The following is a 12,724-nucleotide window of genomic DNA, read 5'->3' on the forward strand; positions in this document are numbered from 1 at the left end:
TACAAAACGCGGTATGCGATCTCTATTCAATAAAGAGTAGGGAAATACTATTGAACACAGTCACGCCCCTATGGACTATCACAAATTCGAGGTGCAGGATTTCCTGGCCGATGAGCATTTTACCAGCTGGGTACTGAAACCCGATGCTGAACATGAAGATTTCTGGACAACCTGGATCAGGCTCCACCCGGATCGCCGCGAAGTCGTGCAACAGGCCCGGCATATTCTGGAGAACATTGATTTTTCCGAAACCTGGACAAAAACGGAACGGAGCGATATGTGGAACTACATTCAGACGGGAACCAGTAAATCGGGAATTCCGTCCGGCAGAAAAATACAGCGCTGGCTGCGAATGCCTTACGCTGCGGTTTTTGCCCTGCTGCTATGCGCCGGCGGATGGTTTTATCTGACCTCACGGCCTGTCAGGTTCCAGACACCGTACGGCAAACAGCGTAGTGTAACCCTGGCGGACGGCAGCCGGATCACGCTCAATGCGAATTCGGAGCTGACGGTACGGCAGGATTTTGAAAACGGGGCCAAACGGGAAGTCTGGATACGGGGAGAAGCATTTTTTGATGTAGCTAAAATGACAAGAGACGGAAAAAAAATCCCCTTTATCGTGCATACCGATCAACTGGATATTCACGTGCTGGGCACGGCATTCAACATTACCAACCGCAGAGGCCGCGTCGACGTTGCGTTGGAACATGGTTCTGTAAAACTGGTAGACGCTCATAATGCGGCCAATACCATCCTGCTTGAACCCGGTGAAAAAGCAACACAAACCATAACGGACGCACTGCTGAAAAAAGAGATTGTCGATGTCAAGGAATATTCGGGCTGGCGGCGGAAGGTATTTCAATACAAAGGCAAAAAGTTGCGGGAGCTGGCTGAAATGATCGGTGATTCTTATGGTATTGAAGTCATTATAGAGAACGAAGCATTGAAAGAAGAAACCTTCACCGGTTCATTTCCAACGGATTCGGTGGAGACATTTTTCGAAAAGCTGGGAAAGCTGTATCCGCTCGAAATAGCGAAAAACGGAGACAAATATTACCTGCGATAAAGATATCCCGCCCAACTGCGACCGCAAATCTTGGCGGATGGGGGTCACGTCGGGCGGGTTTGACTATTAATCAATCCTAAACCTAAAAAAACGATGTCAAAAAAACTACGAGACATGATGTTTTGGGCATTTGCCGTGCTGGTATTCTGTCCTCCCGAGGCGGGCCTTGCGCAGGCAGTCGCCTCAAACAAAGACCTTCCGAAAGCCGCTCAGCAGCGGACACAAGCTGCCAGCTCGATCTCGCTCCGCGAGGCACTCGATGCGCTGAGCAAAAAGCACGGGATCATTTTTGAGTTCAATGACAATCTCATCAAAAACAAATCCGTAGACCCCGAGCTGTTGAAAGCTTCGGAAAAAATTGAAAAAACACTGACGCGTATATTGGAGCCGTTATCCATCCGTTTCGAGCGTTATGGAAAGAATTCTTACCTCATCTTCACGCCATCCAAACCCAAGACGGGCAGTGTGCCGGGCGAAGGCGACGAGGCTTCGCTTTTGCAAACCATAAACCCGGGTATGCCTGCTGACAACACGGGATCCGCTGCATTTCTGGCAGGTACCAAAACCCGTAATGCCGCGGAAATCGAGGTAAAAGGAACCGTTACGGGCGTGGATGGAGAAAGTCTGCCGGGTGTCAGCGTGATCGTCGAGGGGACTACCCGCGGCGCGCTTACGGACGCAAAAGGTGCATTTAAAATCGACGTGCCCGATGGGGAAACGAAATTGCTCTTCTCTTTTGTGGGTTATCTCAGCCAGCGCATCGCCGTAGGCAACCAAACGATCATTGACGTAATCCTGAAAGAGGATACCAAAGCATTGGACGAAGTGGTGGTGGTCGGCTACGGTACGATCAACAAAAGTGACCTTACGGGTTCGGTGGCTAAGATCAATGCGGAAGGCGTGGACGAAAGACCCATTGCTTCGGTTGAACAGTTTCTTCAGGGACAGGTTTCAGGCGTGCAGATCACCCAGAACACCGGAGCCCCGGGCGGCGGTATCTCCTTCAACATTCGCGGAGCTACTTCTGTGAGCGGCTCCAACCAGCCGCTGGTGGTGATCGACGGATATCCGGTCGACTCCGATAATGGGAATGTAAAAATGTCCGACGGGAGCCAGTCGGGTTACCTCAACCAGCTGCCGCAGGATAATGCACTCGCCAACCTCAACCCGGGTGATATCGAGTCTATCGAGATCCTGAAAGATGCTTCGGCTACGGCCATTTACGGTTCACGGGCTTCCAATGGCGTCGTACTCGTCACAACCAAAAGAGGCAAGGCCGGCGCCGACCGGATCTCATACAGTTTCCGGTATGATATCAGCGAGCTGCCCAAGAAAATCGGCGTTCTGAACACGGCTGAGTATTTTCAATATTCCAATGAAGCGTATCGCAACAATGGTCAGGATTCGATCTTTACCTCCGCGCAGATCGCCAATCTGGGACGTGTAAATACCAACTGGCAGGATCTTATCTACCGGCAGGCGCGTACACAAAACCATCAGCTCAATATTTCCGGTGGAATGGATAAAATGCAGTATTCCGTAAGTCTGGGCTACCTTTCACAGGGGGGTATTGTTAAAAACTCCAACTATGAAAGGGGCTCGATACGCATTAACCTCGACCGCCAGTTCAATAAGCAATTCAAGTTTGGCGTCAACATGAACGGCACGCTGAGCAGGAACCGGGCCGCCATGCAATCGTCCAACATCAGCGACGCTTCCATGTCGGTCGTTCGCGGTGCACTTACCTCCCGGCCGTACGACTCGCCTTTCAGTGCCGAAGATGAACTTGAAATCGACCAGACGCAGGTTGGCAACCCGCTTACGCTCGTAAACCTGGCCGATGATCAGAACCGGATGACGACTGTTCTGGCGAATATGTTCGGAGAATATTCGCTTGCAAAAGGATTGACGTTCAGGGTCAACGGCGGGGTAAATGTAAGTTCCACCCACCGTGATTTTTACCACCCCCGCGGAACCACTCTGGGTAATCTCGAAGGCGGCTATGCCTACCGGGGACACATTAATTCTTTCAATTATTTGACTGAATACACGCTCAACTACACCAAGGTCCTCGGCGGCAAGCATAGCATTAATGCGGTGGGCGGTTACACCTGGCAGCAATGGAACCGGCGCAGTTTTGGTATCAATGCGCTCAACTTCCCCAACGATAATTTAATTTACTACGACCTGGGCAGCGCTACTTCCTTTACCAATCCTTCCACCAGTACCACGGAATGGGCGCTGGGCTCTTTCCTTGGCCGCGTGAATTATAGCTTTGATAAACGATACCTGGTCACTTTCACAGGCCGTTCCGACGGGTCAACGCGCCTTGCAGAAGGTAACAAATGGGCATTTTTCCCATCGGTAGCGTTGGGCTGGAATGTGCATAATGAAAATTTCCTCAAAAGTGTCAATGCGATTTCCGAGTTCAAGGTGCGCGCGAGCTACGGACTTTCGGGTAACCAGGCCGTGGGTGTAGGTTCCACCAAAGCCATGCTCGGATCTACCGGCAGTGTCGCCAACCAAAGCATTCAGATCGGGTACCTTCTTGCCAATTTGCCAAATAGTACGCTGCATTGGGAAACCACCCGGCAGACCAACGTAGGAGCCGATCTCTCGCTATTCGGCAACCGGCTTTCACTGGGTTTTGATTACTACAAAAAACGCACGCACGATCTGCTGATCAGCCTGACCATCCCGCCATCCAACGGTTTTTCTTCTTACAGTACCAACCAGGGCGTGATCCAGAACCAGGGTGTGGAGTTCGATGTGACCGCACGTGCGCTGGCCGGCGCATTTTCCTGGGATATATCCGGAAACATTTCAAGGAACCGGAACAAGGTGATCAGCCTCGGGGAAGGTCTTAATTCTTTCGTGGGCCCGACATTCGGCGCAATTTCCAGCCAGTCGCTAACCATCGCAAAAGTGGGCAGCCCGATCGGCGCGTTTTACGGCTACCGGATCGCAGGAATTTATCAGAACGCAGCCCAGATCGACGCAGGACCGACCGACTCTTATACAAGAAAACCCGGATCGTTCATATTCAGGGATATCAGCGGCCCCGAAGGTCGCCCTGACGGTGCGGTGACAGCAGACGACCGCGAGATCATCGGCAGCCCCTACCCCGACTTTATCTTTGGTCTCACCAATACATTCGAGTGGAAAGGATTGTCGCTGAATGTGTTTTTTCAGGGAAGCATTGGTCAGGATGTGATCAATGCGAATCGCCACATCATGGATGCCATGAACCGCGGAACCCCGGCCAATGTGCGCCAGGAAGCCTGGGATAACCGCTGGCGCGGCGAGGGTACCAGCAACGTGTACCCAAGACCTGATATGATAGATCCATTTCAAAGCCGGTTCACCGACTTTATCGTGGAGGATGCGTCATTTGTCCGCCTCAAAAATGTTACCCTGGCCTACACCCTGCCACGTACTAAACTACGCGTATTCAAGACGGTGAAGGTCTTTCTTTCGGGCGGTAACCTGCTTACCTGGACCGATTACAAAGGCTATGACCCTGAGATTAACAGTAAGGGCGACAATTCCATGCTTTCGGGGATCGACAATGGCAGTATCCCTCAATACAAAACCTATTCTTTCGGAATCAATGCCGGTTTCTGATATCCGGCAACAAACGATCATTGGTATGAAAATGAAGTTTAAATCCCTATTCTGTTCCCTCCTATTCTGCTTTGGCGTTTCGAGCTGCAGCCTGGACGAGCAGATCTATTCATCAGCGATCGCTGAGACTTTTGTAAAATCCGAACAGGATGTACTGGCGCTGGTCAACGGAGGCTATTCCCTTCTGCCTACTTTCGATTGCTTTAAGTCAAACCTTACTTACAGCATTATGTTCGGCAGTGACGATGTGGCGAGCACGAGCGCGACCCACCGTGCATTCAATGAACGAACGGTATCCGCGTCGAACGGGTATTTCATTACGCCGTGGAGAAGTTTTTACCGCGTGATCAACCACGCCAATGCAGTGATCGAAACGGTGCAGAAAAGCGAGGTAGGGTCTGAGGCATTAAGGGCGAGGATCATCGGCGAAATGCAATTCATGAGGGCATTGTCTTATTTCTATTTGGTAAGAATGCACGGCGGCGTGCCGATCCATACAGAATCGGTAACGGGCACCTCGGATTTTTATCCAAAAAGAAACACCCTTGATGAAGTATATGCGCTGCTGCTGGAAGATTTCAAACACGCCAGCACGACGCTGCTGCCTTACAGCCAGCAACCGGCGGCAGAATCCGGACATGCTACCAAAGGTGCCGCCCAGGCCATGCTCGCACTCGCACATCTTACCTATGCGAATCACCACGATTTGTCGAAAAGGGCAGATCAGGCAGTGGCAAATTACCAGCTGGCAAAAAGCTACGCGGATAGTGTGATCAATTCAAATCAATACAGCCTGCTAAGCAACTATGCGAGTCTGTTTGATGTCGGTCAGGAGAAAAACGCATATCAGGAAGTGATTTTTGCGATCCAGTTCACGCGTGATGCAACTGCTGCCAGCGCCAGTTCAAGAGGTTCCGAGCTTGCGTATTACACCCAGCCTTCCAGCCGGTACAACGTTTGCGGCAATGTTACCAATGGCGCCGGCGCGGGCACGGCCCGCGTGCAGCCCTGGTTTTACGATCTGTACAACACCGGCGAATATGCCGGCGATTACCGCACCGCAGTAAGTTTCGTAACACGCTTCAAAAACCAGAACCTGAACACGGACCGGATCACGTATCCTGAAAAAAGGACAGCCACAGAAACAACCGAGCAGTTTCCGTACCTGAACAAATACATTGACCCGAGCGGATACCAGGCGCGGAACAATGAAAATGACTTTTTTGTAATCCGTTTATCTGAAATTTTCCTGATCAAAGCGGAGGCCGAGAATGAGCTTAACGGGCCTACCACCGAAGCTTATGCGGCATTTAACAAGCTTCGCGAAAGAGCGCGGAAGGCCGACGGGACCGTGCGAACTGTGCCTGCGGACCTGAAAACCGGTTTGTCCAAAGCACAGTTCAGGTTAAAGATTTTTGACGAGCGCGGACTTGAATTTGTCGGCGAAGGCCACCGCTGGTTCGATTCGGTGAGGATGAGATACCTGGATACTGAGAAAACGATGGTCCAGTACCGTTACGAGGACTTTTACCCGACACTAAACAAAACGGCGCCCGTTTTTAATGCGACCACCAATACCTGGGGCGGCGGGCGCGTGCAGCCGGCAAACATCGTACCCTGGACGCCGAAGTTCCTGATCTGGCCGATACCCAGTTCGGAAATCGATGCTAATCCAAGTATGACACAGAATCCGGGCTGGTAAGGTTTTGTCACTAACTATTCCTAAACCCCATGAAAAAACTATTTCTCCTACTATTCCTCTGCTCGGCCGCGCGGGCACAAACGGAAGATTACACGACCCCGATCGTGGCCGTTGAACCGCTGGATATGAACCGCGTGAACGAGATCGCGGCGATGCTCCCTGACGCGCCACGCGGATTTGGAGAACCGTACCAAAACCGCCAGGCGTGGGACAAACTCGTGCAAAGCGGACGTTTTAGTAAAGTACAGAAAGAAGCAAAAGCGTATCTCGACAAACCATTTCCGGCATTCGATGAAACCCGGTACATGCGCATGTTCACCCACGGCGATTCGCAGGCGGGCAAAGACCTGATGGGTGAGCGACTGCGCTGGCTCATCAAGCTTACCTGGGCGGAATGTCTGGAAAATAAGGGTACCTATGTACCTAAAATTGAGGAAGTGATCGCCGGTCTTTTGGGTCAAAAAACGTGGGTTAACCCGCGCAATTTCCTTGAAAAAAATCACCAGAGCCTCGTAGAGCTGGCCTGCGCCCAATATGCGCAGAACCTGGCACAGGCCATGTATCTGCTCAGCGACAAGCTGAATGCAAAAACCCGCGAACAGATTACTGTAACGATCCGCAAACGCATGTTCGAGCCGATCCTCGCGACTATATACGGGAAAAATTCGTATCACGGCTGGCTGAAAAGCACCAACAATTGGAATGCAGTATGTCTCTCGGGCATTGCCGGCACCGTATTGACGATTCTTCCTGACAAAAAGGAAAGAGCACAATTTGTGGCCATCGCCGAGCGCTACCATCAAAATTTTGTAGCCGGGTTTCTGAGCGACGGCTATTGCACGGAGGGGATCAGCTATTACAATTATGGTTTTGGAAGATTTGCTACGCTCCGTGAAATCGTATTTGTGGCGACAAAAGGGAAGATCGATTTTTTTGACACCCCAAAAATGGCCAAAATCGCCGCATTTCCGATCAATTCGGAGATTGTCAATGATACCTACCCTGCGATTGCGGACTGCAAAAACGGCACGAAACCCTCTCGCAACATCGTGTGGTACGCCGCCAAAAACGTAGGTATCGACGCGGGCCGCTACGACCAGTCGAAATCCGAACCCACCACACTCGACCTCGTAGCCGACGTGATGTATGAATTCCCGAATACCGCCTCGGCAAAGACGGGCGGCAACAAATCCAATGAATATGCGGCTCCATTACGCTCCTACTTCGACGCTGCCGGAATCCTGACCGTGAGGCCGGGCGGAAAATCTGAACACGGGATCGGAGCGGCATTGAAAGGCGGACGGAATAATGAGCATCACAATCACAACGACGTGGGTTCCTACACCATCGCGGCAGGCAGTGAACTGATCGTCGGCGATCCGGGCGCGATTCCGTACACGGCCAAAACATTCAGCGACGAGCGCTATACCTACAAATCGCTCGGTTCCTACGGTCACCCGGTGCCGCTCGTGGCAGGTGCCCAGCAACGCACCGGAAAAGAGGCCCATGCGGAAATTGTTTCCACAAAGTTTTCGAATGAAAAGGATGTGATGGTGATGGACCTGACTTCGGCCTACGAGGTGCCCGCACTCCAATCGCTGAAACGCGAATTTTCCTATACCCGCGGAAAAAGCAATCTGCTCAATGTTACCGACGAAGTGGTTTTCGACACGCCGCAACGCTTTGAAACTCCGATCGTGACGCGGAGTAAATGGGAGAAAAATGGCAAAAACGGCATCCTACTCACCAACGGCGCCGAAAAGGTCGCCGTCACCATCGATACCAAAGGAATTCCATACGACATTGAAAATGAAGAGATCAGCGAAGAAAAGGGAGAACCTTACACGCGGCTGGCGGTGCGGCTCAAATCGCCCGTCAGGACTGCGAAGGTTTCTATCCAATATGCACCGGTCGTCAATCTATGAAAAATATGATGTTTAGACTAAAATACATTTCCCGAACCTGGATTGCAGGACTCCTTTCCCTGACCTTCCCGCTCGCGGCCCTGGCGCAGCACGATGCAATTCCGCTGCGCCCGATCGATCAGAAGCGCGTGGCGGAGATTGCCGGGATACTGACTGACCAGCCTTCGGGTTTCGGCGAACCCATATCGAACCGGCAGAAATGGGACCAGCTACGCAACTCGGGCGGATATGATGCTTTTTTAAAGGAGATGCAGACCTTTACTTTTCCCGAATTCGGCAAAGCCGACTATTTTTCGCTTTCCGACGGGAGTGCCACTTCCTCGGGGAAAGGTCTTACCATGATGCGTAACCGGGCAAAAGGATTGAGCATGGTCACAATCGCTGAATGTCTCGAAAACAATGGAAAATACCTGAAACAAACAGAAGCTGGATTGCGCGATATCATCCAGCAAAAATCCTGGGTTTCACCGCGAATCGATTACGATTTTATCAACTACAATGGCAAGCAATACACGATCGACCTCACATCGGCCTTATATGCCCACACCATTGCACAGACCCTGTTTTTGCTGGGCGACAAACTGAATCCCGAACTTCGTAAAGAGGCGGTACAGGCATTATATATACGCGTTTTTGATCCGTTAAAACGGATTTTTGAAAAACAGGATATCCAATACCACAACTGGCTGGTGGGTACCAACAACTGGAATGCGGTATGCCTTTCGGGCGTAATCGGTGCCGCGCTGACGGTGATACCCGACAAAAAAGAACGTGCATTTTACGCCTGGGTCGGGGAAGAATATTCGAAAAATACGCTGGCTGGTTTTGGCGATGACGGCTACTGCTCCGAGGGGGTAACCTACTTTAACTACGGTTTCGGGCATTACGCGATGCTGCGCGAAAACCTCTGGCAGGCTACCCGCGGGCAAATCGATCTTTTCAAGATCCCGAAAGTGCGGGAGATCGCGCAGTACATTCCGAAGCTGGAAGTGATCAATGGTGTTTTTCCAGCAATCTCGGATAGCAAAACCGGCAGCGCACCCGATTCGAGCCTGATGAACTACCTTAGCCGCAGCCTGAACCTGGGATTTTCGGCTTACGAAAACATCAAACTGACCGGCCGCGTGAGCAACAATCGCATGGATGTTTTTATGGTTTTCCCAAATTCGAACGATGCGGCCGGCAGTAGCAAAAAAGCGCTCAGCAAAAAGGAAAGTCCATTGCGGTCATTTTTTGATAAATCCGGCATTCTGGTTGTCCGGCCGAAGTCGGCGACCGCATTGGCGGCTGTGCTGAAAGGTGGGAATAATGCCGAGCACCACAATCACAATGATGTCGGTTCGTACTCGGTGGTTCTGGGAAAAGACATTCTGGCGGGCGATCCGGGCAGCATTCCTTATACTGCTAATATTTTCGATCCGGAGTTTCGGTATACATATAAATCCAACGCGTCGTATGGTCACCCGGTGCCGCTTGTTGCCGGTCAGCAGCAGAAAGTTGGTCCGGAGGCACAGGCAAAAGTAATGCGATCCGATTTCAGCGATCAGCAGGATATTTTGGTGCTGGACCTTGCCTCGGCCTACGATGCTCCTACCCTTTCAAAACTCGAAAGACATTTTGCGTACAACCGCACCGGATCCGGCTCGCTGTCGGTGGAAGATGTTTTTGAATTTTCACAACCCGAAAATTTCCAGACCGCCTGCATTACCCGCGCAAAAATCACCGCCACCTCGCCCGGCAAATGGTTACTCGCGATCGGCGACAGACAGGCTACACTCACCATGGATACCGGTGGATTAAAATACGATGTTACCCAGGAAGAAATCAGCGAAGGAGGCACGCCATACACGCGGCTGGCCATTGTTTTGAAAGACAAAAACAAAAAAGGGAAAGTTACCCTCACTTATCAGCCATGAAAACATTTGCCACATTCCTGATCGTATTGCTCTGTTTTATTACATTAAAAACAGTCGCCCAAACGCCCGAGACACCGCTCGTCTCCATTGATTTTGAAACCCTGAAAAAGGTACGGGACAGTGGAAAAAACATACAAGTGCCGATCAAAAAGCTGATCGAAAAGGCGGATAAGCTATTAAAAGCAAAGCCGCTCCAAGTTGTCGACGGGGACACGCCGCCTTCGGGGAATATGCACGATTTTTTCGCGATCGGAAAACTGGCATTTCCAAACCCAAAAACGCCGAACGGTATGCCCTACATCCGTAAAGACGGTGTCACCAATCCCGAAGCCGATGGCGACCGGTATGATCTGCACCGGTACAATACCACTTTGTCCAGGGTAAATGACCTTTCGCTCGCATGGTTTTACACCCGAGACGAGAAATATGCGAAAAAAGCGGCGGAACTGCTGCGCGTATGGTTCCTGGACCCGGATACCCGCATGAACCCCAACCTGAACAACGCCTCTGCCCTGCCGGGTGTGCACGACGGTATGCCGATCGGGATTATTTTCAGCGTCGCACTGATCCGGATGGTGGATCATGTGAAGATATTAGCATTGTCGAAAAGCTGGACGACTGAAGACAACAAGGGATTGAAAAAATGGTTTGCCGACTACCGCGACTGGCTGCTGGAAAGCGACCTGGGCAAGGTGGAAGCCAAGGCCAACAACAATCACGGGAGCTGGTATGCCGCGCAGGTAGCTGCATATTCCATTTATAATGGTGAGTTTGAAAAAGCTAAACCGATGATCGATCTGGCAAAAAAACAGATCGCCCAACAAATCGAGCCCGACGGAAGCATGCCACGCGAATACAAGCGGGAACGCTCGCTGCATTACTCCATTTACGGTTTGCAGGCATTTACTTACCTGGCCCGCTGCGGCGAGATCGTCGGAGAAAACCTCTGGGATTTTAAAAGTGCGGATGAGAAAAGCCTCCGTCTTGCCTTTTCATTTTTGTATCCTTATGTGACTTATACCAAAGAATGGCCGTGGAAGAACATTGCAAAAGGCGAACCGCTAGGTCGGGGCGTACTGGAAGTATACCAATGGGCTGCCAAAGCCTGGCCGGACAGTGAATTCGCACGCGTAAATCCGTCATTCTGGAAAGAAGTGCCGGCACAATCAGGCGATTACCTGTACTGGCCGCAACCTTAATTCAAAAACCTGCTAAACCCATGATGAACCGACGAGAATTTTTAAAAGATGCGCCCATTCTGATGGGCCTGATGCTGGGCGCAATGGAAAGCGCCTCGGCTGCTCCGGCCAAAGTAATTATCCTCCGCTCGTCGTGGCAGACCGTCAACATCGGGGACATCGGCCATACGCCGGGCGTTTTGACGCTTTTAGAAAAATACATTCCCCAGGCGGAAGTGAGGCTCTGGCCTTCGGATGTGGGCGATGGCGTGGAGGAAATGCTCGCAAAAAGATTTCCGAAAGTCAGGATCATAAAAACGGACGAAGAAAAGCAGAAGGCGCTGAAAGAAGGTGACTTCATGCTGCACGGCTCGGGACCTTCGCTGGTGGCGAGAAAGGATATGGATTTGTGGCGCAAACAGACGGGCAAACCTTACGGCATTTACGGCATTACCTTTCCGGGCGGCTACGTATTTCAGGATCAGGCCGCCACGTTCGATCCGCTGGACATGGAGATCATGAACCAGGCGCGGTTCTGCTACTTCCGCGACTCGGCCTCCTACGAATTCGCCAAAGCAAACGGACTCACCAACAAAGAAACCGGCTTCTCACCCGACGGTGCGTTTGCCGTGGACCTCCGCAACGACGCGCCCGCGATCGCATATTTGAAAGAACATAACCTCAAAGACGGGGAGTTTGTGTGCGTGATCCCGCAGTACCGTTTTACACCCTGGTGGGAGCTCAAAAGCAAAAATCGTCCGGTGGACAAAGCCAAAGAGGCATATAATGACAAAATGAAGGAGCAGGACAACAAGCCGATCCGCGAGGCCATTATCGCCGTCGTGCGGCAAACCAACAAAAAAGTCCTGATCGTACCCGAAAACGAAACGCAGGTGCGCATCGGCAAGGAAATGCTATACGACCCGCTGCCCGACGATGTGAAGGAGAAAGTAGTATGGCGCAGCACCTACTGGCTCACCGACGAGGCGATCAGTACCTATGTCCGCTCGGCGGGATTGTTCGGCATCGAAATGCATTCGCCCATTATGTGCGTCGCCAACGGGATTCCCGCGATCGTTTGTCGCTTCAAAGAACAAACCAGCAAGGGTTTTATGTGGAAAGATGTAGGCCTGGGAGAATGGCTTTTCGATCTGGACACCCCGGAAGACGTCGCCCGCATTACACCTGCAGTACTTGATATGATCCAGAATCCGGCAAAGTCGAAGGCGAAAGTGAAGAAAGCAATGAAGCTTGTCGATGGTATTTTTGAAAAGACGATGGGTGTTTTGAAAAAGGAAGTATATAGCTGAGCC

General features: G+C 51.4%; 7 protein-coding genes. All 7 read left to right on the top strand.

Features of this window, described 5'->3' with window-relative positions; translation table 11 throughout:
• Positions 1-70: 70 nt before the first annotated feature.
• The 7 genes from LZG72_RS18365 to LZG72_RS18395 all read left to right on the top strand — a co-directional run bounded on the left by LZG72_RS18365 (position 71) and on the right by LZG72_RS18395 (position 12,721).
• Positions 71-1,066, top strand: coding sequence for a FecR family protein (locus LZG72_RS18365; RefSeq protein WP_233875787.1), 996 nt, complete (start codon positions 71-73; stop codon positions 1,064-1,066).
• A gap of 93 nt (positions 1,067-1,159) precedes the next feature.
• Positions 1,160-4,690: a TonB-dependent receptor gene (locus tag LZG72_RS18370; RefSeq protein WP_233875789.1), complete on the top strand. Its 3,531-nt coding sequence runs from the start codon at positions 1,160-1,162 to the stop codon at positions 4,688-4,690.
• A gap of 25 nt (positions 4,691-4,715) precedes the next feature.
• Entirely contained in the window at positions 4,716-6,392 is a 1,677-nt protein-coding gene (locus LZG72_RS18375; RefSeq protein WP_233875791.1) for a RagB/SusD family nutrient uptake outer membrane protein, read from the top strand.
• Between the two features lie 29 nt (positions 6,393-6,421).
• A complete protein-coding gene (locus LZG72_RS18380; protein ID WP_233875793.1) occupies positions 6,422-8,317 on the top strand; it encodes a heparinase II/III family protein in 1,896 nt (631 codons plus the stop codon).
• 5 nt (positions 8,318-8,322) lie between these two features.
• Complete coding sequence (locus LZG72_RS18385) at positions 8,323-10,233, top strand: heparinase II/III family protein (RefSeq protein WP_233875796.1); 1,911 nt, start codon at positions 8,323-8,325, stop codon at positions 10,231-10,233.
• Positions 10,230-11,432, top strand: a complete 1,203-nt coding sequence (locus LZG72_RS18390) for an alginate lyase family protein (RefSeq protein ID WP_233875798.1) — start codon at positions 10,230-10,232, stop codon at positions 11,430-11,432. Before LZG72_RS18385 ends, LZG72_RS18390 begins: the two co-directional genes overlap by 4 nt.
• Positions 11,433-11,452: 20 nt before the next feature.
• Entirely contained in the window at positions 11,453-12,721 is a 1,269-nt protein-coding gene (locus LZG72_RS18395; RefSeq protein ID WP_233875800.1) for a polysaccharide pyruvyl transferase family protein, read from the top strand.
• The last annotated feature ends 3 nt before the right edge of the window (positions 12,722-12,724 follow it).

Source organism: Dyadobacter sp. CY323, from assembly GCF_021390245.1.
GTDB lineage: Bacteria > Bacteroidota > Bacteroidia > Cytophagales > Spirosomataceae > Dyadobacter.